The sequence below is a fragment of the Micromonospora sp. NPDC005171 genome (genome assembly GCF_040608575.1).
In the GTDB taxonomy this organism is placed as follows: domain Bacteria; phylum Actinomycetota; class Actinomycetes; order Mycobacteriales; family Micromonosporaceae; genus Micromonospora.
The window spans coordinates 37,843-61,781 of record NZ_JBEXIM010000035.1 but is presented as its reverse complement, the minus strand read 5'-3'; the positions used below and the strand labels follow the sequence as shown (position 1 = coordinate 61,781).

Sequence of the window (23,939 nt, the reverse complement as noted above, 5' to 3'; positions counted from 1 at the left end):
TTTTTGTTTATTACTTTTTTGTTTTCGACCGGTTTTTGTGGGGGGGGGGGGGTGCGCCCGGCACCCACCGCGCACCTGGCGACCCGCCGCGCGGACCAGTTGCCACTAGCCTGCACTGATGCGACACACCCTCGTTCCCGGGGATGACAACCTGCACGGCCACTTCTCCCCCGATTTCCCGCCGGTACTCACCGTCGACCCCGGCGACACCGTCACCTATCGCACCCTGGACTGCTGGTGGTCCGCCGGCCCGTACCCGGGCGGGGCGAACCGGGACCGCCCCCGGGTCGCGCAGCACCGGCCCGACCACGGACACGCGCTGATCGGTCCGGTCGCGGTCCGCGGTGCGCGCGCCGGCCAGACCCTCGCGGTACGCATCGACGCGGTCGTCCCGGCCAGTTGGGGGACCACAGTGGCCGGCGGCTGGCAGAGCGAGTTCAACCAGCGCTACGGCGTGCAGGAACAACCGGTGGTGCACGCCTGGACGCTGGACCCGGTGACGATGACCGGCCGCAACCAGCACGGCCACGCGGTGGCCCTGCGGCCCTTCATGGGAGTGCTCGGCATGCCACCGGCGGAGCCGGGACGACACTCGACGACCCCACCGCGCCCCTGGGGCGGCAATCTGGACTGCCGGGACCTCACCGCCGGCAGCACCCTTTTGCTGCCGATCCCGGTGGACGAGGCGTTGTTCTCCGTCGGGGACGGCCACGCCGCACAGGGTGACGGCGAGGTCGGCGGCACCGCGATCGAGTGTCCGATGGACGAGGTGACGTTGACCTTCGACGTCCGCGACGACTTTCCGGTCACCGGCCCGGTGGCCCGTACCCCCGACGCCTGGCTGACCCTGGGCGTCGGCGCCTCCCTCGACGACGCCACGTTCGCCGCCCTGGATTCGATGCTGACACTGATGCAGCGGCTGCACGGTCTCAGCCGAGCGGACGCGGTGGCGCTGGCCAGCATCGCTGTCGACGTGCGGGTGACGCAGATCGTCAACCAGAGCGTCGGCGCGCACGCGGTGCTCCGCGACGACGCGCTGCGCTGGCCGGACGCCGGTTCTGTCGGTGGGCGCCGATAACGTGTGGTCACTGTCGCCGCGCCGGCCGGATCGCGCCGCTCGCTGACCCCTCGGAGGTCCCCATGTCCCAGGAGACGACCTACCTCGAACTGTCCGAAGTGGACGGTGCCCACAAGTTCTACGAGGTCATCGTCGACAACGCCACGCTGACGGTGCGCTACGGCCGGATCGGCGACCAGGGGCAGATCAAGGCGAGTGCCTATCCGGACAACGCCCGGGCCCGGGCCGCCGCGGCGAAGAAGATCGGGGAGAAGATCCGCAAGGGTTACGCGCCGGCGGTCCCCGGCGTCCGCCAGAAGCGCACCGTGTCGCGGCGGCAGATCGTGAGCACCCGCTCCACCGCCCACACCGCCCCGGTGCTCTGGCGTTACGACTCCGGCGCTCCCGCCTTCGGCATCTTCGTCGACGGGCAGCACTGCATGGTCGGCAACGAGCACGGTGTCATCACCACGCTCGACCACGACGCGCAGGTGCGCAGCCAGGTCCGCCTCCCCGACGGGGTGAAGTGCATCGTCGCCGACGACGCCTGGATCTACGCCGGCTGCGACGACGGCAACGTCTACGACCTGTCCGGCAAGGTGCCCCGGGTGGCGTACGCGATCGCCCCGGAAATCGACATCTACTGGCTGGACATCCACGACGGCGTTCTCGGCGTCTCCGACGCCGACGGCGGGATCACCGCCGTCGACCACGAGGACGAGTTCCTGTGGCGGCGCCCCGGGCGGGGGCGTTCGGCCTGGATGGTGCGGTGCGACAACGACGCCATCTACCACGGTCACTCGCGGGGCGTGACCGGCTACGAGTGGCGCACCGGCGGCGAACTCTGGCACACCACCACCGGTTCGGTGCTCTTCGGCTGGCAGGAGCACGGCAGTGTGTTCGCCGGGACGGGCACCCGCGAGGTGGTCCGGCTGTCCAAGTCGGGCCGCCTCGAAAACACCTACCGCTGCGATGCCCCGGTCTTCTCCTGCGCCACCGCCGAGGGCGGTCGGTACGTCTTCGCCGGTGACAGCCAGTCCTCGATCTACTGCTTCGACGCGGCGGGCACCCGGCTGTGGAAGCTCGGCACCGGCTGCGGCTCGGCGTACTCCATGCAGTACCACGACGACCGGCTCTACGTCGTCACCACCGGTGGCCACCTGGCCTGCATCGACGCGAGCGAGCCGGCGATCCGCGCGGCGCAGGCCGGTGACGTTCCCCAGGTACGCGACATCAAGGCCCCACGGCAGGCACCCCAGCCGGTGCAACCGACGATCGTCGAGGTGACCAGCGACTCGGGCGCCGGCGTGGTCGTGCAGTGCCTGGACGATCGGGGCCGGTTGCGGGTCCAGGTGCTCTCCGACGGCTACCGGCGCGACTGGTCGGTGCAGTTCCCCAAGGGGATTCGCGAGCCGGGCGCCCGCTACCTGGTGACCGAGGTGCGCGAGTCCAGCCGTGGTGGTTACTACCGCGCGTACGGCGACATCCGCCGTCTGCGCTGACGGCGGGCACACCGCCTCGTCACCCGAGGGGCCCGGTCGCGTCCGCCCGTGTCGTAGGGTGCCGCCATGGTGCACCCCGACCGGGCCGACGGCGACGCCAACGGGGCCTGGTGGGCTGTCCCACCGACACGGCGAGTGAGTCACCTGCCGGGCATCGACCCGGAGCTGCTGCGGGTGGCGCTCGACCCGTTGCCACCGGCAGCGCCCGCGATGGTGCACTACCGGCCCACTGTGACAGGCCCGCTCGGCGACCTCGTGGGCACCCTGCTCGACCAACTGGACAGCGCGGCCCTCACGATGTTCCCCCGTTGGCTGACCGGGGCCGACCGTTTCGACAGCGAGGGCACGCTGGGCGTGGCGGCGGTGCGCGCCCTCGCGGCCCGCACCGCCGCCCGCTCCCGGCACTTCGGCCCGTTCCTGGCCGACCTCGCCGAGCGTGGCCTGCGCGGTCCGCGACACCCCGCCGGCCGGTCCCGCTTCGCCCCGGGGGTCCGCGCCGCCGGGCTCGCTCGGGTCATCGCCGAGGCGTACGACCGGGAGAGCTGCGTACTCGTCGTGACCCTGCCCGACCTGGACGCCGACGCCGAGCGGACGCTGGTGGCCGCCGCCGAGTGGCTCGTGCGGCACGGCGGCTTCACTGTGTGGTTGGCCGGCGGGCCGCTGCGCCACGCCGACCGGGTGCGCTCGGTCCCGGTGCCGCTGCCGACGCGATTCGCCGGGCTGGCCAGCACGATCGAACGGGTTCCGACCATCGCCGCCGAGCCGGGGTCGACGGTGCTGGCCTGGCCGCCGATCGCGGGGGTGCCACGCGGTGACAGCGCCGCCGAGCAGGCGTTGGAACGTGCGCTCGCGCCGCACGACTGGGCGCGCGGCCGGCAGTGGAACCAGACCTACGAGTGGCATGTCCTGGGTGCGGCGTACCGACTGGATCTGTTTTGGCCCACCGAGGGTCTTGCGGTCGAGGTGGACGGCCCGGAGCATCGTGGGCGAATCGCTTTCGCCAACGATCGGCGGAGAGACGTGCAGCTGCAACTCCTCGGGCTGAACGTGCTCCGCTTCACCAACGAGCAGGTGCTCACCGACGCGCCGGCGGTGGTCGACGGGATCCGTCGGCTGCTGGCCCGGCGACGCGCGGGCGGCACGCACCCCCACGGAGATGAGACATCATGACGAGCCCGGCGGACGTCCCGCACCTGACGCCGAACCAGATCAACGCCCTCGTGGTGCTGATGGTCGAGGCACGCCGACTCACGAACGCCGAGCTGAAAGAGCTGGCCGGTTTCACGCTGACCGGCAAGGACAACACGAAGCTCGTCGACCTGGGCCTGGTGGACACCGATCGGACGCACCGGCCGTTCGCCCACGAGCTGACCGACGAGGGCTGGCGGGTGGCCCGTCGGCTGCACACCTCCCCGCCGCCGAAGCAGGGCGGCTCGACGACCCGGTCGCTCTTCGTCGTGCTGTCCAACCTGCACCGTTCGCTGGACCGGCTCCGGGTCAGCCACGGCGACTTCTTCAAGCAGACCGAGGCGACGGCGCCGGCGGCCAGCGAGCCTCGGCATGAAGCACCGGCACCCACGGCGGCAGAACCCGCGGCGGCGGCCCCCGTGTCCGCGGCGGAGGTGGAGGCGCTGGTTCGTTCGGCGTACCGGGAGCTGGCCACCGCGCCCGGCGCCTGGGTCGGCCTCGCCGACGTCCGGGACCGGCTCGCCGACACCGACCGGGTCGCCCTCGACGCGGCGTTGCGGGCGATGGTCGGCCGGGAGGACGTCCGCATCATCCCGGTGGCGAACACCAAGTCGCTCACCGCACGGGACCGGGCCGCGGCCGTCCGCATCGGGAACGAGGACAACCACGCCCTGGCGATCGGCCCGGCATGATCTCGGACGACCAGCGGGCCGCGCTGGAAGCGGTGAGTCTCAACCCTGCGGTCACCCCGGACGACGTCTGGCGACCCAGCCCACACAACGTGCCGGAGCTGCACGAGAAGGTGGCCGCGGAGATCCTGCGCGGGGTGGCGCGGGCCCGCACCGACGACACGAGCATGCCGCTCGGCGTGGCCATGCAGGGCCGTGCGGGCGCCGGCAAGACGCACCTGCTCGGCGCGGTCCGCGAACGGATCCAACGCGAGGGTGGCTACTTCTTCCTGGTCGACATGGTCAGTGGCAAGACGTTCTGGGAGAGCGTGGCCCTGGCCCTGGTGGAGGGGATGGGCCGCGCCCACGTCGGCTGGGGCACCCAGCTGAAGACCTTTCTGCGTCGGCTCACCCCCCAGCTGGGCCTGCCGATGGAGGTCCGCGACGCGGTCGCCGGCGCCCGCCCGGTGACCCGCGCGCAGCTGGACACCTTCATCCGGGCCCTGCGCGAGCGTGATCGGGAGGTCGGGCGGGACGCCCAGGACACCGCTCGGGCGCTCGTTCTGCACGGGGCCATCGACTTCGAGGCGCAGGACGTCGGTTACGCCCACCTGATCTCCGAACCGGGCGACCCGGCCGAGCGGGCGGCGTGGGGGTTGAGCGCCGCGATCCGCACCCCGCAGCAGGTGGTGCAGGACATCTCCCGGCTGATGGCGCTGACCCTGGATCCCACTGTCATCGCCGTGGACCAGCTCGACACACTGTTCGCACAGACCAGCACCTCACTGCTCAACCACCACCAGGGGCTGGAGGACGGCCAGGCCAAGGTGCTCGGCCCGATCGCCGACGGCCTGCTCAAGCTCCGCGACATCACCCGCCGCACGCTTGTCGTCGTCTCGTGCCTGCCGGACACGTGGGTGCTGATGACCCGCACCGCGCCCACTCCGGTCGCCGACCGTTTCCGTATGTCGACCCTGCCGGACCGGATACCCACCCCGGAGATCGGGCAGGCGATCGTGGCGAAGCGCCTCGCCGCCGCGTTCGCCGGTCCGCGCTTCGTGCCACCGCACCCCACCTGGCCGATCGCCCCCGCCGCCTTCGCCGACGCACCCACCCTGACGCCACGCGCCCTGCTCCGCCGGGTGGACCGCCACATCACCTGGTGCCGTGACAGCGACGAGGTGGTCGAGCTCGACCGGCTGATCGACGGCGCCGAGTCGACGCCGACGGTGAACACCGTCCGTGGCGCTGCCGCCGACCCGGCGACCGACGAGCGCCGCCTGCACGAGTTGGACGCACGCTTCGCCGAACTGGTCGAGGCCGCGGACGTGTCGGCCGCCGTCGACCCGGCGGGCGAGGACGAGCACATGCCGCCGCTGCTCGCCGCCGGCCTGGCCGCCTGGATCGCCGAGCAGGCGCCGACCGGCGCCACCTACAAGTACGATCCGCCGCCCGGGCGCAAGCCCGCGCTGCACGGGCGGCTGATCGAGGTGCTCGACGAGGCAACCGAGAACGAGGCGCACTGGTGCTTCCGGGCCATCGCGCACCCGAATGCCGTCGCCGTCACCGCCCGGGTCAAGGCCGCGTGCACCCTGGCCGGGCTGGACCGGGACCTGCCCCAACGGCGGCTGATCCTGCTGCGCAACGGTCCGTGGCCGACCGGGAAGCGTACGACCGAGGTGTTGACCGGCTTCGACGCGGCCGGCGGCCTGCGGTGTGCCGTGCCCGAGGCGGACCTGCGGGTCTTCGCGGCGCTGCGGGTGATGGCGGCCGAGCCGTCCACGGCCTTGCAGGAGTGGCTGGTGGCCCGCCGTCCGGCCAGCGGCACCGAACTGTTCCGCACGGTCCTGCCCGGGCCCGAGGGGACGCACGGCGGTGCTCCGCCGCCGACGCCCGACGACGACGAGCCACCGTCGGGTGGCCCCGGTCCCGACCCGACGACCGTGCCGGCCGTCGACGTTCCCGCTGACGCGTCGACCGGGCCGGTACCCGCTGACCCGGCCGACCTCGTGGTCGGCGAGGGCGCTCGGGTCGTCGGGCTGGGGCGGACCGTCGACGGCGGTCACCAGTTCACGGTTCCCCTGGAGTCGCTGCGCCGCCACGCCGTGGTGTTCGCCGGGTCCGGCTCGGGCAAGACCGTGCTCATCCGCCGGCTGGTCGAGGAGTGCGCCCGCGAGGGGGTCTCCGCGATCGTGCTCGACCCCAACAACGACCTCGCCCGGCTCGGCGACGCGTGGCCCGAACCACCGAGCGGCTGGGGCCCCGGTGACGCCGAACGCGCCACCGACTACCTCGCGCACACCGAGGTGGTGGTGTGGACGCCCCGGGTCACCGCCGGTCGGCCGCTGAGCTTCCAGCCGCTGCCCGACTTCACCTCCCTGCGGGACTGGCCCGACGAGTTCGACCAGGCCGTCCGCTCCGCTGTGGAGGCGCTCGCGCCCCGGGCCGGCGTGGACCGCTCAGGCCGACTCGCCCAGCAGGGCAAGGCGGTCCTCACCGAGGCCCTGCAGGCGTACGCGCGAAGCGGGATGGTGGGCCTGCCCGGCTTCACCGAGTTCCTCACCGACCTGCCCGAGGGGGTCAGTCGGCTGGCCCGCGCCGGGAAGCTCGCCGAGGAGTTGGCCGAGGCGCTCAAGGCGGCGATGGTCACCGATCCGCTCTTCGGCGGGGTCGGCGCGCCGGCCGACCCGGGGCTGCTGCTGACGCCGTCGGCGGGGCGGCGGGCCCGGGTGTCGGTGATCAGTTTCATCGGCCTCACCTCCGACCAGGAGCGGCAGAGCTTCGTCAACCAGTTGCAGATGGCGCTGTTCGCGTGGATCAAGCGGCACCCGGCCGGTGACCGGCCGCTGGGTGGGTTGTTCGTGATGGACGAGGCGCAGACGCTCGCGCCGTCGACCGGCACCACGGCCTGCACCGCCAGTTCGATAGCGCTGGCCTCGCAGGCCCGCAAGTACGGGCTCGGGTTGGTCTTCGCCACCCAGGCGCCGAAGGGTCTGCACAACCAGATCTCCGGCAACGCGACGACGCAGTTCTTCGGGCTGCTCAACGCGCCGGCGCAGATCGACGCGGCCCGGCAGCTCGCCGAGGCCAAGGGCGGTCGGCTGCCGGACATCGGCCTGCTCAACAGCGGTGAGTTCTACGCCGCCGGGGAGGGGTTCTCGTTCGTCAAGGTCCGCACGCCGCTGTGCCTGACGCACCACCCGAAGGCGCCGTTGACCCCCGAGGAGGTCGTCGCCCGCGCCCGCCCGGCTGGGTAGCCTGGTGCCATGATCTTCATTACCGCCAAGTTCCGGGTCCGCGCCGAGCACGCCGACCGGTGGCCGCAGATCGCCGCCGAGTTCACCGAGGCGACCCGGGCGGAGCCGGGCTGCCTGTGGTTCGACTGGTCCCGCAGCCTGGACGATCCCACTGAGTACGTGCTGGTCGAGGCGTTCCGCGACGACCAGGCGGGAGCGGCCCACGTCCAGTCCGCGCATTTCCGCGCCGCCCAGGAGACCCTGCCGCCGCACCTGGCCGAGACGCCGCGCATCGTGAACGCCACAGTGCCGCAGGAGGACTGGTCGCTGCTCGGCGAGATGGCCGTCCCCGAGGGCCGCTGACCGTCGCCGGTCTGCGGTCTCGCCGCCCGCCGTCAGCGCAGCCGGCGGGCGGTGAAACGGGCCGGCGGGTCGGCGATCACGTCCTGCGCCGCGATCAGCTGGATCTCCCGGGTGCCCGCCGCGAGAGTCGCCTCGAGCACGGCGTAGACGGAGGCGATGGTGCGTTCCAGCGCGGTCGCGGGTGAGCCGGTCGTGCACAGGTGCGCGAGGTACAGCGCCGCGGTGACGTCGCCCCCACCGTTCGGGTTGATCGGCAGCAGCGGCGTGGTCACCGCCCAGGCGCCATCGTCGGAGACCGCCAGCACCTCCAGCGAATCCGGCGGCAGGTCGCCGTGGAGCACGCTGGTCACCAGGACGTGCCGTGGCCCGGTCGCGCGCACCACGTCGACCGCGTCGAGCACCTCGGCCAGCGAGTTGGTCGTACGGCCGGCGAGGAAGTCCAGCTCGAAGTGGTTCGGCGTGATGATGTCCGCACGGGGGACCACGGTGTCCCGAAGGTACTCCGGGATTCCCGGCCGGACGAACATCCCCCGACCAGCGTCGCCCATGACCGGGTCGCAGCAGTACACGGCGGCCGGGTTGGCCGCCTTCACCGTCGCCACCGCGTCCAGGATCACCGCGCCCACGGCCGGGTCGCCCTGGTAGCCGGAGAGCACCGCGTCGGCGCTGCCGAGGACCCCACGGTCCCCGATGCCCGCGATCACCTCCGCCACGTCCGCCGCCGGGATCACCGGGCCCCGCCAGGCGCCGTACCCGGTGTGGTTGGAGAAGTGCACCGTCAGGACCGGCCAGACCTCGTGCCCGAGGCGTTGCAGCGGAAAGGCCGCCGCCGAGTTGCCGACGTGACCGTAGGCGACCGACGACTGGATGGACAGGATCTTCACCGGCCCATCATCGCCGCTGCCGCCGCCGCCGCAGGGACGGCCCGCCGTTTCTGTCGGGTGGCCCACTCGGCAGCCGCCGTCGCGGTCCGGTGGCCACCCCCGCCCGCCCTCGTCAAGACGGCACGAACGGGCGGCCCGGACCGTGTCGTCCGGGCCGCCCGAGCTGGCGTACGGTCAGCCGCCGAGGCTGGCCGCGGCGGAGGCGATGGACGAGGCGAAGTAGCTCACCTGGGTGTAGACGCCCGGGTAGTTGGGCCGGGCGCAGCCGTTGCCCCAGCTGACGATGCCGACCTGGATCCAGGCGTTGTTGGCGTCGCGGCGGAACATCGGGCCACCCGAGTCACCCTGGCAGGTGTCCGTGCCACCGCTGGCGTAGCCGGCGCAGATCTCCTCGGCCGGGATGAGGTCCCCGCCGTAGTTGGCGTTGCAGACGGAGTCGCTGACAAACGGCACTGTCGCCTTGAGCAGGTACCGCTGCTGGCCGCCGCCCTCACGCGCGGCGCCCCAGCCGGCGACGGTGAAGGTGCCGCTGTCGTACGCGGTGGTGGTGGTGATCGGCAGCGTGCTCAGCCCGGTGACCGGGCTGGCCAACCGGATCAGCGCCCAGTCCCGGCCGGCACCGTTGTAGCCGGGAGCACGGTAGACGTAGTTGGACCGGACGGTGATCCGGCTGGACGACTGGAGGTCGACCGTCCCGAGCGTCGCGGTGATGCTGGTGTTGGTGCCGGTCGAGCCCACGCAGTGTGCCGCGGTGAGCACCAGCCGGGGGCTGTACAGAGCCCCGCCGCAGCCCATCGAGAGGCGCACCATGAACGGGAACTCGCCCTGAGCGGCGCGGGTGCCGCCGACGACGGTCGGCGTCACGGGGCTGTCGGCCGCGGCGGCCGGCGCGGTGAGGGTGAGGCTGGCCGCGGTCACCGCGGTCAACGCGGTGGCCAGCAGGCCAGTGAGGGTACGCCAGCGAACCATGCATTCCTCCGCATCAGGATGGCACGCCTCGTGAGCGCACCGCAGTCGAGATAGCGGTCATCATATTGAGGTTTATGGATCTAGCGGGTCATCCTCTCTGGGTCGTACCACCGGCGTTATGGATCTCGCGCGGCGCGGCGCGACGCGGCGGCGCGACGCGGGCGGGGCGACAGGTGGTCAGACGTCCGGCGTGCCGGTGCTCTGCCGGCGGAGGAGCCGGAACGGTGTCTGCACGGTCAGCGGCCCGGCGACCTCCGCGCCCTCGATGCGAGCGATGAGACGCCGTACCGCGAGACGGCCGATCTCCCTCTTGTCCGGGGCGATCGTGGTGAGGGTCGGGGTGGTGAACCGCCCCTCCTCGATGTCGTCGATCCCGACCACCGCGACATCCTCGGGCACCCGGTGACCGGCCTCGGCCAGCGCTCGCAGCGCGCCGATGGCGACCAGGTCGTTGTATCCGAAGACCGCGTCCGGCGGGTCACCGAGGGCGAGCAGGTCACGCATGGCCCGCATGCCGTCGAGTCGACCGAACGCGTCGGTGCGGGCGACCAACCGCGGTCGGTACGGCAGGCCGGCCGCCGCCAGGGCCTCCCGGTAACCCCGGACCCGCAGGTGGGCCGACTGCCGGTCACCGCCCGGGGTGGCGCCGATGAACGCTATCCGGCGGCGACCGATCGCCACGAGATGCCGGATCGCGGCGTGGCTGGCGGCCACGTTGTCGATGGCGATGTGGTCGTGCGGCACGTCGTAGACCCCCTCGCCGATGAACACGAGCGGGCTACCGGCAGTCCGGGCCAGCACCTCCTCCCGGCCGATGCGCACCGGGCTGAGGATCAGGCCGTCGATGATTCGCTGCCGGGAGCCGTCGAGGAGCGCCAGTTCCGCCCCCCGGTCCGCGGCGGTGTTCTCCATGACGAGCGTGTAGCCGAGCGCGGCGGCCTCGGAGATGGCGATCTCGGCGAGTTCGGCGAAGTAGGGGTTGGTCAGTTCCGGGACGGCCAGGGCGATCAGGCCGGTACGGCCCCGACGGAGGTGCCGGGCGCCGAGGTTGGGGCTGTAGCCGAGTTCGTCGATCGCCTGCTGCACCCGCTGTCGGGTCCGCTCGCCCACCGGCCGGTATCCGTTCACCACGTTCGAGACCGTGGCCAGCGAGACACCGGCGCGCTTGGCGATGTCCTTCAGGTTGACGCCCATCCCCAACCTCTCGCGACGTGGACCGGCCGGCTGGCCGGGCATTGATGAACAAGCATTGACGGGACCCCCAGCGCGGCTCTATAACGTTAAACAGGTGCTGATGGATGTCAATATGCCGGTCACCGCCGGCGGGTGGAAGTCCCACCGACATCCGTCGCTGACGCCCGTCCCCCCTCGATGACCACCCGATGCCCACCACCCACGCGCTTCGGGCCTGGCTGCACCGCCCGCGGCAACTCGTCCCCCGGAGACGGCATGACACGTCACGTCCCCATCCGCCCCGCCCTGCCACTGCTACTCGTTCTGGCCCTGGTCGCCGGCGTGCTCGCCGCGCCCGCGGCGTACGCCGCACCGGCCAAGACGCCGCCACTGACCACCCCCTGGACCAGCCAGGCCCTGACCGGCACACCACTGCCCGAGTATCCGCGGCCCCAGATGACGCGGCCGGACTGGCTCAACCTCAACGGCGAGTGGCAGCTACGCCAGTCGACGACCGACGACGCCCCGCAGTTCGGCACCAACCTGCCCGAGCGGGTCAACGTGCCGTTCCCGGTGGAGAGCGCCCTGTCCGGCATCCAACGGGCCGCCAACGACAACCGCAACTACCTGTTCTACCGACGCACCGTCACCATCCCGGCGAACTGGTCGGGCCGGCGGACCCTGCTGCACTTCGGCGCCGTCGACTGGCAGAGCACCGTCTGGGTCAACGGTGTCCGGGTCGGCGCACACACCGGCGGCTACGACGCCTTCACCTTCGACGTGACTCCCCAACTCACCACCGGGACGAACGAGATCGTCGTCAAGGTCTGGGATCCCACCGACACCCGGCAGAACGGCAGCCTGCCCGCCATCGGCAAACAGACCAAGACGCCCGGGGGGATCTTCTACACCCCCAGCTCCGGCATCTGGCAGACGGTGTGGTTGGAGCCGGTGCCCGCAGCCTCGATCAGCAGCGTGGACGTCTACCCGAACCTGAGCAACAACACACTGCGGGTCCGGGTCTTCACCCGAGGTGACGTGAGCGGCCACAGCGTGCTCGCCGAGGCACTGAACGGCGCCACAGTGGTCGGCTCGGCCACCGGCGGCTTCACCGACTTCAGCGTGCCGGTGCCCAACGCCCGCCGCTGGTCACCCGACGACCCGTTCCTCTACAACCTGCGGGTCCACCTGCGCAACGCCAGCGGCGCCACAGTGGACCGGACCACGCACTACTTCGGCATGCGGGAGATCACCACCGGCCTGGTCAACGGGGTGCTGCGCCCCAAGCTCAACGGCCAGTTCGTGTTCCAGGTCGGCACCCTCGACCAGGGCTTCTGGCCGGACGGGCTGTACACCGCGCCGACCGACGCCGCCCTCGCCTTCGACCTGCAGAAGCACAAGGACCTGGGCTTCAACATGGTGCGCAAGCACATCAAGGTCGAGCCGCAACGCTGGTTCTACCACGCCGACCGGCTCGGCCTGCTGGTCTGGCAGGACATCCCGTCGCTGACCGCGCAGGACGTCGACCCCACCGACGCCCAGCAGGCGCAGTTCGAGGCGGAGGCGCGCGAGATCGTCGACGAACACCGCAGCTCACCCGCCGTGATCGCGTACACGCCCTACAACGAGGGCTGGGGCGAGCGGTCCCTGGCCGACACCCGGCGGGTCGCGCAGAACATCAAGAACCAGGACCCGACCCGTCTGGTCAACCCGCACAGCGGCCACAACTGCTGCCAGTCACTCGGCAACCCCGGCAACGGCGACATCGACGACTGGCACGTCTACCTCGGACCGGACTCCCCCGTGCCGTCGAGCAGCCGGATCGCGGTGCTCGGTGAATTCGGCGGACTGGGCCTGCACACCCCCGGCCACGAATACAGCCCCAACGGCCAGTTCTTCGCCTACGAGTGGCAGCCCAACTCGACAGTGCTCACCGACCGGTACGTGGGGCTGGTGCAGGGCACCCAGAACCTGATGCTCGGCAAGGGGCTCAGCGCCTCGATCTACACCGAGATCACCGACCTGGAGGGCGAGCTGAACGGCTTCCTCACCTACGACCGGCAGGTGATCAAAATGGACCAGGCGCGGGTACGCGCCGTCAACACCGCCCTGATCAACGCCTCGAAGACCATCGGTGGTTCGGCGCCCGTCGCCCTGCCGGTCAACACCCGGCGGTCGTTGCAGGTGACCACTCCCGGCTTCACCAACCGCTACCTCCGCCACCAGGACGGTCTGGCCTACACGGAGGTGGTCGACGCCGCGAGCTCAAGCCTGCTCAAGGCCGACGCCACGTACACCATCCGGCCGGGTCTGGCCGGTGCCGGTTGCTACTCGTTCGAGTCGGTCAACTTTCCCGGGCAGTACCTGCGCCACCAGAACTCCCGGGTCCGCAACTCGCCGGACGACGGCTCCGCGCTGCTGCGCGCCGACGCCACCTGGTGCGCCCGTACCGGGCTGACCGGCACCGGCGTGTCGCTGGAGTCGTACAACTTCCGAGGTAAGTACCTGCGGCACTACAACTCGGAGGTCTGGCTCAGCAACGGCACCGGCGGCGACGCGTACAACACGCCGACCTTGTGGACCGCCGACAGCACCTGGAACATCGCCGCGCCGTGGGCGCCGTGACCGCCGCGCGCTGACCGCGCCGTCACCACACGACGCGCGGGGGGTTCCGGCCTGGGCTGGAACCCCCCGCGCCGTTGTCACCGGGCCGGCTCCTTCCGTCAGCGCCGACTCGTTCCGTCGGCGTCGGCTGCTTCCGTCAGCGCCCGCTGCTTCCGTCGGCGTCGGTGACCGGGCTGCGGCGTCACTCGTCGTGCCGGAGGTCGTTTCCCCGGTCATGAGGGAGAAGCGGCGAGTCGATTCCACCGTCCAACCGGGTCGACTTTCACGGCAAGGGCCGAGCCGCAACTTGCATTCAGCCAGGCTCGCTCGGCTGTTGCAGCACGCAATTAAGCGACCAATAAATAGATGAAACCCAATCTTGACTTTGTGTGGCCGGCCAGCGCACCGTAAAGAGCCAGAGGCGAATGCGCGCCATTATCGGCCCGGCTGAAGTGGATCGCCAAATGGGGGCGCTGCCGGTTTCTCGCCGCGTGCATCAGGAGGCTTTTCATGCGGTTAAGTCCGTACGCCGGGGTCTATCTCACCGATCCGGCAAGCATGTGGCGGCGCATTCTCGACGACCCGGCAGGGGTGCACTACGCCGAGGATCTGGGCCTGTGGTTGATCAGCCGGCACACACACGTCCGGCGGGCTCTCGCCGACGCCACGACATTCGCCAACGCCCTCACCCTCGCCCCGGTGTACGAGGTGTGTCCACCGGCACTGAACGTGATCATGCAGATCGACGCGCCTCCCACGACGGCCGCTGCGGACCCACCCACGCACCCGCGCACCCGCCGGGCCCTCCGCGCCACCTTCGCGAACACCGCCGAGCGGGTCGAGGCTGAGTACGGGGCGATCGTCCGGCGCCGGGTCGACCAGTTGGTGTCCCGCCTCGCCGCCCGCCAGGGCGACCAGGTCGACCTGATCCCGGAGTTCGCCACCGAGCTTCCCCTGCTGGTGGTCCTGGACATCCTCGGGGTGCCCGACGCCGACATCAGCCGGATCCGGAGTTGGGCGGACGGCCAGATCGCCCTCATCTGGGGGCAGCCGGACCCGGCCGAGCAGGTACGCCTGGCGCAGGGCCTGCTGGAGTTCTGGCACTACTGCGAAGATCTGGTCCGCCAGCGGGTGGACAGTGGACATCGGGGAGACGACTTCATCAGCCGCGCGCTGGCCTTCCGGGACGACGACGACACCGTGCTGACGGTGCCCGAGGTGGCGAGCCTGGCCTTCAATCTCCTGGTCGCGGGCCACGAGACCACCGCCGGGTTACTCGCGCACGCCCTCGACCAGGCCCTGTCCGCTCCCCGGCGTTGGCCGGCGATCACCGCGGACCCGGGGCTCGTCCCCGCCTTCGTGAGCGAGACGCTCCGGTTCGCGCCCGCCATCGACGGCTGGCTCCGAGTGACCACCCGGGACGTCACGGTGGGGGCGGTGACGATCCCCGCCGGGGCGCGTTGCCTGCTGTTGATCGGGGCGGCGAACCGGGACCCCGAGGCGTTCCATGACCCGGACCGGTTCGACCCGCACCGGGCCGACGTGAGCAATCACCTGTCGTTCGGCCACGGTCCGCATTTCTGCATCGGTGCGGGATTGGCGCGACTTGAGGCCGGGATCGCTCTCAGCCGGCTCGCCGAAGCCATTCCCGGCCTACGGTTGTCACCGGAGCAACATCGCTCGTACAAGCCCAATGTCGCGTTTCGTGCGCACCGCACACTCCTCGCGATAATCGATGTCCCGGCGTCCACGGACGTGCCGGCGGCACGCGGTGGGGCGACGGCCGAAGTGCACGCCGCCTGAGAGAACGCGAGCGCCAGCTGTGCTGACCTGCGGACGGGCGGAGGGTGGGGTGGGGCTGCGTGACCCGGCGCACCTGGGTGCCGGCACCGGGCGGCGCGCACCTTTTCCGCTTTCCCCGACGATCCATGCCGGTGAACGTCTTCACACCCATCCCGTCCTGGGTTAAGAATTGCCCTCTGTGAATGTTCGGCTCATCGGCAGATCTCGATCTGGCGTCCGCCGCTGAATGTCCGTTCCACGAAGGTGAGCGCATGGAGCACACGTCCCCGTCGAGCTCGGCTCACTCTGCGGCAAGTCACCGGTTCCGATGGGAGTTGCGCAACTGTCGCGTCCAACGGGGCCTGACCCAACGGGCCCTGGCGGATCTGGTGCGGTTCAGCCGGGAGACGGTCGCGGCGGTCGAGTCAGGTCGCCGGTTCGGCAGTCACGAGTTCGCGCTGCGCTGCGATGACGTGCTCGGCACCGGCGGCCGGCTGGCCGAGCTGTGGCCGCAGGTCGCGGCCGAGCAGTTGGCCGCCGACGGTCGCCGGGGCCCGCGCGCACCGGAACCGGCGCGGCTGGATCGGCAGGTGCCGCGTCAGCGTGGCCAGCGTGACGCGCGTGACCCGGGTGCCGTGGTGGACGCGATCGACGAGCTGCGGGAACTGATCGGCCAGGTGCTCAACGGCCAGCCCGAACCGGACGACCCGCAGCGGCGGCATCCGCCGGCCGGGCCCCTCGACCACCAGCGCTGACTCGACGAATCCGGCACGACCCCGGGGCGTCACCGGTCGCTGACTTTGGGTACAGATGCTGGTACGGGCAGTTTGTACCACGGCCAGGTCTGGTCTACGAGCGCGGCTTCCGGCCGAATGGGACTTGCATTCGGCAACGTGCGTATAGACCGTCATCGACGAGTCGTGGGAGTCAATCTTGGCGTCGAGCACCCGGTCCCACGCGGCCAGACCCTACCCGACCCGCCGACGCGGCTGGAAGATAGCCGGCCGGATGCGCCTCATCGTCGCGGCCCCGCTCGTCGCCGTGATCGGCTTCGCCGGTCTCGCGCTGACCGAGAGCGCACGCCAGACGGCCCGTGCCAGCGACCTGCAGATCCTGGCGCAGGTCGGTGCCGAGGCCGGCGACCTGGCCTACCGGCTGCAACGCGAACGCATCGCCGCCGCCGACCTGCTCACCTATGCCCGACCGGAGCAGCAGGACGCCTTCGGCGCGGAGATGGCCGCCACCGATGACGCCGTCGCCCGCTACCGCGGGCAGCGGGATCGTCTGTCCACCGACGAGGACGCCAACCCGGCTCTGCTGCGGCGTATCGACGCGGCGCTGGACGGCCTCGCCCCGCTGCGCACGCAGGTGCGCACCGCCACGCACGCGTCGGTGTCGGCGATGACCTTCAGCTACCGCATCGCGATAGCCGATCTCATCAACTTCCGGGAGAACGTCTCCCACGGCGTGGTGGACGCCCAACTCGCCGACGGGATCCGGGCTTCGGCGGCGCTGTCGAAGACGGCCGAGGCCATCGGTCAGCAGCAGGTGGCCGTGCTGCGCGCCGTCGCGGGCGGGGAGCTGACCCCGGCCATGCAGCAGGACATCACCGCGGCCCGCACCAGCTACACCGAGTCGAGTCTGTCGTTCCTGGCCCTGGCCCCACCCGAGTGGAGCATCTGGTGGGAGCAGGCCGGCACCGGCAAGGAGGCGCTCGCGCTGCAACGGATGCAGGACGAGGTGTCCCGCGCCCAACCGGGGTCGCAGCTGCAACTGGAGACCGGCGCCTGGGTGGCCACCACCCAGACGCGCGCCGCCCGCCTGGCCGACCTGCGCGCCCGGGTCGACGGCGCGGTCCGCGACGACGTTCGCGCCGCCCACGCCGACCAGCGCCGCCGGGCCGTGGCCGAGGCGGCCAGCGTCCTCCTGGCCCTGATCCTGACCGCGTTGGTGACCTGGGCCGTGGCGCGGCAGATCACCCGACGGCTGCGCCGGCTACGGGACGCGGCCAACGCCGTGGCCTTCGAGCAGCTCCCCGCCGTGGTGGCCCAGCTGCAACAACCCGGCAGCGCCACCGTCGACCCACAGACGCTGGCCCGGCAGCAGTCCAGCTCCGCCCTCGAACCGTCAAGCGACGACGAGATCGGCGAACTGGGTCAGGCGTTCAGCGCCGTGCACCAGGCCGCCGTGCGGACCGCCGCCGAACAGGCCGTCATGCGCGCCAACACCGCCGACATCTTCATCCACCTGAGCCGCCGCGAACAGCGGCTCGTCGACGCCGTCCTGGCCCAGGTCGACCTGGTCGAGCGCGACGAGACCGACCCCGACCGGCTCGACCAGCTGTACACACTCGACAACCTGGCGACCCGGATGGGCCGGATCAACGCCAGCCTGCTGGTGCTCGGCGGCGTCGGGGTGGGTCGCGTACGCCAGCGCGACGTTCCGCTGCAACAGGTGCTCCAGGCCGCGCTGTCCCAGATCGAGCACTATGCGCGGGTCCGGCTCGGCATGATCGACGGGGATGTCGCCGTGGCGGCCAAGACCGTCGACGAGGTCGTGCACCTGCTCGCCGAACTCATGGACAACGCCACGACGTACTCACCGCCGGCAAGTGAGACGTGGGTGAGCGGCCGGAGCCTGGGTGACCGCGTCATCGTCCAGATCAGCGACGAGGGTGTGGGGCTGTCGGCGCAGCGGATGCAGCAACTCAACGAACTGCTGGCCCACCCACCGGCCATCGACGTGGCCGCCGTACGGGCGATGGGGCTGGTCGTCGTGGGCCAGCTCGCGGCCCGGCTGGGCGCCACCGTTCAACTGCGACGCGGCCCCCGGCGCGGCATCCTCGCCGAGGCGACATTCCCCGCGGCGATCATCCGGTCCCTGCCACCGGAGGAGTACCTGCTCGCACCCGGCCGGCTGTCGCGACGGGCAGCGCGGACGGCCAGCCCTCCGCCGCCGCCGTACCAGCCGCGCCCCGAACCCACAGCCGGACGCCCTGCGGGCGAACGGACCCTGCCGGCGGCGCCGGTGTTCCGGCCGGCTCCCCCACCCCCGGACCGGGGTGACGCGCCCACCGAGGAGCTTCTCATCTTCGAACAGGTCAACCACTGGTTCCAGGCCGACGTCGTCGACGGCCAGAACAGCCAGAACGGCCACCAGTGGGCCAGCCCCGCCGACGACGCCTGGCGTACGGCCGCCCAGGCGCACACCCCCGAGGTCACCACGACCACCAACTCCGGCCTGCCGAAACGGGAGCCGCAACGGCACCTCGTGCCCGGCGGTGTGACAGTGCCCCAGCAGCGGCAACGGTCCGAATACCGCGACCCGGCGCAGGTGGCGACGGCGATGGCCGCGTACGCGCGGGGCGTGGCGAACCGACGGCGTACCCCGATCAACCTCGGCAACAAATGACGCGACAGGAGAGCACGTGACCGACCAACAGGATCTCGGCTGGCTGCTGGACAACTTCGCCGCGCGCGCTACCGAGGTCAGCCACGCGATCGCCATTTCCAGCGACGGCCTGATGGTGGCCGCCACCCGCGACCTGCCACCGGACCGGGCCGACCAGTTGGCCGCCACCGGTAGCGGGCTGGTCAGCCTGTTGCGGGGGGCGGCGGCCTTCTTCGACGCCGGCGCGGTGATCTCCAATGTCACACAGCTCGAGGGCGGGTTCATGTTCTCGATGGCCTTCAACGACGGCGCCTCGCTGCTGGTGCTCGCCGCCCCCGAGTGCGACGTGGGCAAGGTCTCCTACGAGATGACCGAGCTGGCCAACCGGATCGGGGACGCGCTGACCCCCGCTGCCCGCGCGGCGCTCGCCCGCAGCCGCTGACCACCCGGCGCCCCCACGCCGGAGACCCCTTCCCCTTCCTCTGGAGTTAGACATGCCTCTCACCACGCCTTGGCGCAGCCGTGCCCTCACCGCCGCGCTGCTCGCGGCCGTGCTGACCACCAGCACGGCCTGCGGCGACGACGCTCCGGGCACGAGCGCCGGCGGCTCGATAAAGATCGGTCTGCTCGCGTCGCTGTCCGGGACCTACCAGGCGGTCGGTACGGAGATCCGCGACGGCTTCCAGCTCTACCTGGACACCCACGACGGCAAGTTGGGCGGCCGGCAGGTCGACCTGATCGTCGCGGACGAGGGCAACGGCGCCCAGACCGCGGTCCCGGCCGCGACCAAGCTGCTCAAGCAGGACCGGGTGTCCGCTCTCACCGGCATCGTCGGTGGCGGCTCGGTCGCCGGAGTCACCCCGGTGCTCAACGAGACCAAGGTGCCACTGGTCGGCTCCAACGGCCGGCCGGAGCTCAAGGACGTCTCCCGGGTCTGGCACACCTCGTACCTCTCCGACGAGCCCGGGGCGGCGATCGCCCAGCACGTCCGCGACAACGTGAAGGGTTCCGTCTACGCGATCGGCCCGGACTACCAGGGCGGTTGGGACGAGCTGCGTGGTTTCACCGACGCGTTCGGGAAGATCGGCGGGAAGCTGGCAAACGCCGACGGCAAGACGACCTTCACCCCGTTCCCGGCCACCACCAACTTCCTCCCGTACTTCGCCCGCATCAAGGCCTCCGGCGCGGCGGCCGTCTACACCTTCTACGCCGGCAGCGCCGCCGTCGACTTCGTCAAGCAGTACGCGCAGTCCGAGATCAAGGACATCCCGCTGTACGCGGCCGGGTTCCTCACCGAGGGCGGCGTGCTCAACGCGCAGGGCGAGGCTGCCCGGGACATCTACTCGGTGCTCAACTACTCGCCCGACCTCGACAACGCGGAGAACCGGGCGTTCGTGGCCGCGTGGAAGGCGAAGCACGACGGTTCACCGACGACCTACGCGCTCGCCTCGTACGACGCGGCGGCGGTGCTGGACCGGGCGATCGGCGCCGCCGGAAGCAACCCGACCCCCGAGGCCATCAACACGGCCATCGGTCAACTCGGCCAGATCGCCAGCCCGCGCGGCACCTGGCAGTTCTCCACCACCACGCACTCCCCCGTGCAGAAGTGGTACCTGCGCCAGGTCCGCCAGGACGGCCGGGCGCTGTCGAACACCGTCGTCGGCGACCTCGCGACCGTCGGCCGGTGATAGCGGTGGCGGCCGGCACGAGCCGGATCGACCCGTACCTGATCCCGGCGTTGGACGGAGTCGCCTACGGGCTGCTGGTGTTCGTCGCCGCGTCGGGCCTGGTCTTCTGTTTCGGCGTCGCCAACATCCTCAACCTGGCGCACGGCCTGCTCTACGCGATCGGCGGGTACACCGCCGCGGCGCTGCTCGACGGCGGCTGGGCGAGCCTGGCGTTGGCGTTGGCGGTCGGTGTGCTGGCCGCCGCCGCAGCGGGGGTGCTCCTGGCCGGCCTGCTCACACCGGTCGCCACCGGCAATCACCTGAGTCAGGCGTTGCTGACCTTCGGGGTGGCGCTGGCCGGCGGCAGCCTGCTCGTCGCCGGTTTCGGACCCGACGACCCGCAGGTCCAGGTGCCCGCCGCCCTGGAGGGGTCGGTGGTGGTCGCCGGCCACCGCTACGCCGCGTACCGGTTGGTGTTCATCGTCGTCGCGGCGGTGCTCGCGGCCGCGCTCTATCTGGTGGTGCGACGCACCAGGGCCGGGATGCTGGTCCGGGCGGCCGTCGACGACCCGGAGATGGTCGCCTGCCTGGGCGTGAGTCCGGCCCGGATCCGGGCCGGTGTGCTCGCCGCCGCCGGTGCGCTGGCCGGCGCGGCCGGGGTCCTCGGCGCGCCCATCATCGGCCCCGGCACGGGCACCGCCGACACCGTGCTGCTGCTCTCCCTGGTGGTCGTCGTCCTCGGTGGGCTCGGATCGATGGCGGGCACCCTGCTGGCCGCGCTCGCGATCGGCGAGATCCAGACGCTGGGAGTGGCGCTGCTGCCGTCCGCCGCGCCGTTCCTGCTGTTCGCCGCCATGGCGGCCGTGCTGGCCGTGCGGGCGCGCGGCCTGGCGGGCAGGTGGCGGGCGGCATGAGCGGCGCGGTGATCCGGCGTGCCCGGGGCGGCATCGCGGCGCTGGTCCTGGTCGGCCTGGTCGTGGCGCCCTGGGTGGTCGACGACTACACCACGGCGATCCTCGCCCGGACGCTGGCGCTGGCCCTGGTCGGGGTGAGCGTCGCCCTGCTCACCGGCGTCGCCGGCATGCCCACCCTCGGGCAGACCGCACCCTACGCGGCGGGCGCCTACGCCTGCGCCGTGGTCGGCAGCCGAATCTCCGACGTCGGCGTGGTGCACCTCGTCGTCGCGGCGGGCGCCGGAGCGCTGCTGGCCGCGCTCACCGTGCCGCTCGTCGTGCACGCCCGAGGGGTGATCGTCCTGATGATCACCTTGGCCATCGGCGAACTCGTCGTCACCGTCCTCGGCCGGTGGCGATCGGTGACCGGCGGCACGGACGGGTTGGCCGGCATCCCCGCGGTCCGCCCGTTCTGGGGGCTGCCGTCGCTCGCCAGCGATCAGGCCCGTTACCTGTACGCCCTGGTCGTGGTGGCCACGCTGGTCGGCGCGGTGCTGATGCTGCTGCGTACCCGGGCCGGGCTGGTGCTGCGGGCCGGGCGCGACGACGAGACGCGGCTGCGGGCCAGTGGCCACCGGGTGGCGCTGCACCTGTCCGGCGCGCACATCGCCGCCGGGGCGATAGCCGGTGCCGCCGGCTCGGTCCTGGTCGTCGCCCAGCAGTACATCTCCCCGGCCGATTTCGGCTTCGACACGTCCGCGCTGCTGCTGCTCGGTGTCGTCATCGGTGGCACCACCTCGGTGGGCGGTGCCCTGGTGGGCGCGGCGTTGGTCATCGCCGTGCGGGACTGGCTGTTCGGGGTGCTGCCCGGCCACGCGCCACTGGTGCTCGGCGCGCTGTTCGTGGCGACGGTCTACCTGCTACCCACCGGCGTCAACCGGGCCCGGGGACGGCTACGTCCACCGGGCACGCCGCCGGACCAGCCAGCCACCCAGGAGCAGGCCACCGTTGCGGAGCTGCACCGATGACCGGCCTGCTCGACGCCCAGGATGTCACAGTGCGGTACGGCTCGCTCGCCGCGCTCGACGGTGTGGACCTGTGCGTCCACGACGGCCAGCGGCACGCCTTGATCGGCCCGAACGGGGCCGGCAAGACGACGCTGCTCAACGTGATCGGCGGGTCCACGACACCGCAGCGCGGCACGGTGCGGTTCGACGGACGGGAGGTCGGTCGGCTCGGGCCGGCGGCCCGGGCGCGGCGCGGCATCAACCGCATCCACCAACGACCGGCTGTCTTTGCGACGCTCACCGCGACGGAGAACGTCGTGGTGGCGGCGCTGCCCCGGGTCATTCCCCGCCGCCGGTGGTGGCCGGGCCGGCGCAGAAGCGCCGCGCGGCAGCTGGCGGGTCACCTGCTGGAGCAGATGGGGCTCACCGCCGTCGCGGCGGTGCCCGCCGGGCACCTCGCGCACGGGCAACGACGCCAGTTGGAGATCGCGATGGCCCTGGCCGGTCGCCCCCGCCTGCTGCTCCTCGACGAACCGGCGGCCGGGCTGTCCGCCATCGAGGTCGGCCGGCTGGTCGAGTTGCTCCAGGCGCTGCCCAGGGCGGTCGCCGTGTTGCTGGTCGAGCACCGACTGGACCTGGTGTACGCCCTTTCCGACACGGTCACCGTGCTGCGCGACGGTCAGACGTTGGCCGCCGGCACACCGGACGAGATCCGTACCTCGCCGCTGGTGCGGCAGGCCTACGCCGACGGGGTGGCCTGATGCTCACTGTGGATCGTCTCTGCGCCGGCTACGGCGGGGGAATCGTCCTGCACGAGGTCAGCCTGCGGGTGCGCCCGGGCAGCATCCAGGCCGTGGTGGGCCGCAACGGGGCGGGCAAGAGCACGCTCGTGCACACCATCGCCGGGCTGGTTCGGGCGTCCAGCGGTCGCATCGAGATCGGCGGCGTGCACGTCGCCGGCCGGCAACCGCATCGCATCGCCCAGTCGGGCGTCGGTCTCGTCCCGCAGGGCCGACGGGTCTTCTCCCGGTTGACAGTGGCCGAGCACCTGCACCTGGCGGCGGCGCCGTGGCGGGCCCGCACCTCCGGCGGCGAGGGCTGGACGGTCGACCGGACCCTGGAACTGCTGCCGAGGCTGGCGGTGCGGCTGCGACACCGTGGCTGCGAACTCTCCGGCGGGGAGCAGCAGATGCTGGCGATAGCCCGTGCTCTGCTCGGCCAACCCCGGGTGCTGCTGCTCGACGAACCGTGTGAGGGCCTCTCGCCCGACCTGGCGGCGCGGGTCCGCGAGCTGGTCAACGGTCTCGCCGCCGACGGCCTGACCGTGCTGCTGGTGGAGCAGCAACTCCAGCACGCCATCGAGATCGCCGACCGGGTGGCGGTGCTGGAGTACGGCCGGGTGGTCTATGACCGGCCGACCGCTGAGGCCCGCCGCGATCCGGCCCCACTGGCGGCGATGTTGAGCGTCGCCGCCGTCGCCCCGCGCCCGGCCAACCGACCGACGCCTCGGCTCTGGGCCGACACCCCGTAGTCAACCCGACCCTTCTCGGAGAGGT

General features: G+C 71.8%; 19 protein-coding genes. 16 read left to right on the top strand and 3 right to left on the bottom strand.

Going from position 1 to position 23,939, the window contains the following annotated elements:
* Positions 1 to 118: 118 nt before the first annotated feature.
* The 6 genes from ABZU74_RS27735 (at position 119) to ABZU74_RS27710 (ending at position 8,014) form a co-directional block, all read left to right on the top strand.
* Entirely contained in the window at positions 119 to 1,078 is a 960-nt protein-coding gene (locus ABZU74_RS27735) for an acetamidase/formamidase family protein (protein WP_355429692.1), read from the top strand.
* 62 nt (positions 1,079 to 1,140) lie between these two features.
* Complete coding sequence (locus ABZU74_RS27730) at positions 1,141 to 2,559, top strand: PQQ-binding-like beta-propeller repeat protein (protein WP_355429690.1); 1,419 nt, start codon at positions 1,141 to 1,143, stop codon at positions 2,557 to 2,559.
* A gap of 66 nt (positions 2,560 to 2,625) precedes the next feature.
* A complete protein-coding gene (locus ABZU74_RS27725) occupies positions 2,626 to 3,729 on the top strand; it encodes a DUF559 domain-containing protein (RefSeq protein WP_355429687.1) in 1,104 nt (367 codons plus the stop codon).
* Positions 3,726 to 4,439 (top strand): hypothetical protein, encoded by a 714-nt coding sequence (locus tag ABZU74_RS27720; protein ID WP_355429684.1) that lies wholly within the window; start codon positions 3,726 to 3,728, stop codon positions 4,437 to 4,439. The genes ABZU74_RS27725 and ABZU74_RS27720 overlap by 4 nt, the downstream gene beginning before the upstream one ends.
* Positions 4,436 to 7,672: a DUF87 domain-containing protein gene (locus ABZU74_RS27715; protein WP_355429681.1), complete on the top strand. Its 3,237-nt coding sequence runs from the start codon at positions 4,436 to 4,438 to the stop codon at positions 7,670 to 7,672. Before ABZU74_RS27720 ends, ABZU74_RS27715 begins: the two co-directional genes overlap by 4 nt.
* Positions 7,673 to 7,681: 9 nt before the next feature.
* Positions 7,682 to 8,014 (top strand): putative quinol monooxygenase, encoded by a 333-nt coding sequence (locus ABZU74_RS27710; protein WP_355429678.1) that lies wholly within the window; start codon positions 7,682 to 7,684, stop codon positions 8,012 to 8,014.
* A gap of 32 nt (positions 8,015 to 8,046) precedes the next feature.
* Here the strand turns inward: ABZU74_RS27710 and pdxY are convergent, their stop codons facing one another.
* The 3 genes from pdxY to ABZU74_RS27695 all read right to left on the bottom strand — a co-directional run bounded on the left by pdxY (position 8,047) and on the right by ABZU74_RS27695 (position 11,061).
* Positions 8,047 to 8,898 (bottom strand): pyridoxal kinase PdxY, encoded by an 852-nt coding sequence (gene pdxY, locus ABZU74_RS27705; RefSeq protein ID WP_355429676.1) that lies wholly within the window; start codon positions 8,896 to 8,898, stop codon positions 8,047 to 8,049.
* A gap of 174 nt (positions 8,899 to 9,072) precedes the next feature.
* Positions 9,073 to 9,867, bottom strand: coding sequence for a serine protease (locus ABZU74_RS27700; RefSeq protein ID WP_355429673.1), 795 nt, complete (start codon positions 9,865 to 9,867; stop codon positions 9,073 to 9,075).
* Between the two features lie 177 nt (positions 9,868 to 10,044).
* Positions 10,045 to 11,061, bottom strand: coding sequence for a LacI family DNA-binding transcriptional regulator (locus ABZU74_RS27695; protein WP_355429671.1), 1,017 nt, complete (start codon positions 11,059 to 11,061; stop codon positions 10,045 to 10,047).
* 255 nt (positions 11,062 to 11,316) lie between these two features.
* Between ABZU74_RS27695 and ABZU74_RS27690 the strand changes: the two genes are divergently transcribed.
* The 10 genes from ABZU74_RS27690 (at position 11,317) to ABZU74_RS27645 (ending at position 23,914) form a co-directional block, all read left to right on the top strand.
* Positions 11,317 to 13,665, top strand: a complete 2,349-nt coding sequence (locus ABZU74_RS27690) for an AbfB domain-containing protein (RefSeq protein ID WP_355429668.1) — start codon at positions 11,317 to 11,319, stop codon at positions 13,663 to 13,665.
* Between the two features lie 489 nt (positions 13,666 to 14,154).
* Positions 14,155 to 15,447 carry a cytochrome P450 gene (locus tag ABZU74_RS27685; RefSeq protein ID WP_355429665.1) on the top strand — a complete coding sequence of 431 codons (1,293 nt, stop codon included), beginning with the start codon at positions 14,155 to 14,157 and terminating at the stop codon, positions 15,445 to 15,447.
* Positions 15,448 to 15,698: 251 nt separating this feature from the next.
* Positions 15,699 to 16,181 (top strand): helix-turn-helix transcriptional regulator, encoded by a 483-nt coding sequence (locus ABZU74_RS27680; protein WP_355429662.1) that lies wholly within the window; start codon positions 15,699 to 15,701, stop codon positions 16,179 to 16,181.
* A 253-nt stretch (positions 16,182 to 16,434) separates the two neighbouring features.
* The gene (locus tag ABZU74_RS27675; protein WP_355429659.1) at positions 16,435 to 18,837 is read left to right on the top strand and encodes a nitrate- and nitrite sensing domain-containing protein; all 2,403 of its coding nucleotides are present in this window, start codon (positions 16,435 to 16,437) and stop codon (positions 18,835 to 18,837) included.
* A gap of 16 nt (positions 18,838 to 18,853) precedes the next feature.
* Positions 18,854 to 19,258 (top strand): roadblock/LC7 domain-containing protein, encoded by a 405-nt coding sequence (locus ABZU74_RS27670; protein ID WP_030490280.1) that lies wholly within the window; start codon positions 18,854 to 18,856, stop codon positions 19,256 to 19,258.
* Positions 19,259 to 19,310: 52 nt separating this feature from the next.
* The gene (locus ABZU74_RS27665; RefSeq protein ID WP_355429657.1) at positions 19,311 to 20,504 is read left to right on the top strand and encodes an ABC transporter substrate-binding protein; all 1,194 of its coding nucleotides are present in this window, start codon (positions 19,311 to 19,313) and stop codon (positions 20,502 to 20,504) included.
* The gene (locus tag ABZU74_RS27660) at positions 20,501 to 21,397 is read left to right on the top strand and encodes a branched-chain amino acid ABC transporter permease (RefSeq protein ID WP_355429655.1); all 897 of its coding nucleotides are present in this window, start codon (positions 20,501 to 20,503) and stop codon (positions 21,395 to 21,397) included. Before ABZU74_RS27665 ends, ABZU74_RS27660 begins: the two co-directional genes overlap by 4 nt.
* Positions 21,394 to 22,404: a branched-chain amino acid ABC transporter permease gene (locus ABZU74_RS27655; protein WP_355429652.1), complete on the top strand. Its 1,011-nt coding sequence runs from the start codon at positions 21,394 to 21,396 to the stop codon at positions 22,402 to 22,404. The genes ABZU74_RS27660 and ABZU74_RS27655 overlap by 4 nt, the downstream gene beginning before the upstream one ends.
* On the top strand, positions 22,401 to 23,144 hold the full coding sequence (locus ABZU74_RS27650) for an ABC transporter ATP-binding protein (RefSeq protein ID WP_355429649.1): 744 nt from the start codon (positions 22,401 to 22,403) through the stop codon (positions 23,142 to 23,144). The genes ABZU74_RS27655 and ABZU74_RS27650 overlap by 4 nt, the downstream gene beginning before the upstream one ends.
* Positions 23,144 to 23,914 (top strand): ABC transporter ATP-binding protein, encoded by a 771-nt coding sequence (locus tag ABZU74_RS27645; protein WP_355429647.1) that lies wholly within the window; start codon positions 23,144 to 23,146, stop codon positions 23,912 to 23,914. Before ABZU74_RS27650 ends, ABZU74_RS27645 begins: the two co-directional genes overlap by 1 nt.
* The last annotated feature ends 25 nt before the right edge of the window (positions 23,915 to 23,939 follow it).

What these genes read in the sequence shown, in the direction of transcription:
- ABZU74_RS27700 (WP_355429673.1), bottom strand. Translation starts at nt 9,867, where the DNA reads ATGGTTCGCTGGCGTACCCTCACTGGCCTGCTGGCCACCGCGTTGACC.
- ABZU74_RS27735 (WP_355429692.1), top strand. Translation starts at nt 119, where the DNA reads ATGCGACACACCCTCGTTCCCGGGGATGACAACCTGCACGGCCACTTC.
- ABZU74_RS27645 (WP_355429647.1), top strand. Translation starts at nt 23,144, where the DNA reads ATGCTCACTGTGGATCGTCTCTGCGCCGGCTACGGCGGGGGAATCGTC.
- ABZU74_RS27685 (WP_355429665.1), top strand. Translation starts at nt 14,155, where the DNA reads ATGCGGTTAAGTCCGTACGCCGGGGTCTATCTCACCGATCCGGCAAGC.
- ABZU74_RS27720 (WP_355429684.1), top strand. Translation starts at nt 3,726, where the DNA reads ATGACGAGCCCGGCGGACGTCCCGCACCTGACGCCGAACCAGATCAAC.
- ABZU74_RS27690 (WP_355429668.1), top strand. Translation starts at nt 11,317, where the DNA reads ATGACACGTCACGTCCCCATCCGCCCCGCCCTGCCACTGCTACTCGTT.
- ABZU74_RS27655 (WP_355429652.1), top strand. Translation starts at nt 21,394, where the DNA reads ATGAGCGGCGCGGTGATCCGGCGTGCCCGGGGCGGCATCGCGGCGCTG.
- ABZU74_RS27710 (WP_355429678.1), top strand. Translation starts at nt 7,682, where the DNA reads ATGATCTTCATTACCGCCAAGTTCCGGGTCCGCGCCGAGCACGCCGAC.
- ABZU74_RS27665 (WP_355429657.1), top strand. Translation starts at nt 19,311, where the DNA reads ATGCCTCTCACCACGCCTTGGCGCAGCCGTGCCCTCACCGCCGCGCTG.
- ABZU74_RS27695 (WP_355429671.1), bottom strand. Translation starts at nt 11,061, where the DNA reads ATGGGCGTCAACCTGAAGGACATCGCCAAGCGCGCCGGTGTCTCGCTG.
- ABZU74_RS27715 (WP_355429681.1), top strand. Translation starts at nt 4,436, where the DNA reads ATGATCTCGGACGACCAGCGGGCCGCGCTGGAAGCGGTGAGTCTCAAC.
- ABZU74_RS27725 (WP_355429687.1), top strand. Translation starts at nt 2,626, where the DNA reads ATGGTGCACCCCGACCGGGCCGACGGCGACGCCAACGGGGCCTGGTGG.
- ABZU74_RS27730 (WP_355429690.1), top strand. Translation starts at nt 1,141, where the DNA reads ATGTCCCAGGAGACGACCTACCTCGAACTGTCCGAAGTGGACGGTGCC.
- ABZU74_RS27650 (WP_355429649.1), top strand. Translation starts at nt 22,401, where the DNA reads ATGACCGGCCTGCTCGACGCCCAGGATGTCACAGTGCGGTACGGCTCG.
- ABZU74_RS27675 (WP_355429659.1), top strand. Translation starts at nt 16,435, where the DNA reads ATGCGCCTCATCGTCGCGGCCCCGCTCGTCGCCGTGATCGGCTTCGCC.
- ABZU74_RS27680 (WP_355429662.1), top strand. Translation starts at nt 15,699, where the DNA reads ATGGAGCACACGTCCCCGTCGAGCTCGGCTCACTCTGCGGCAAGTCAC.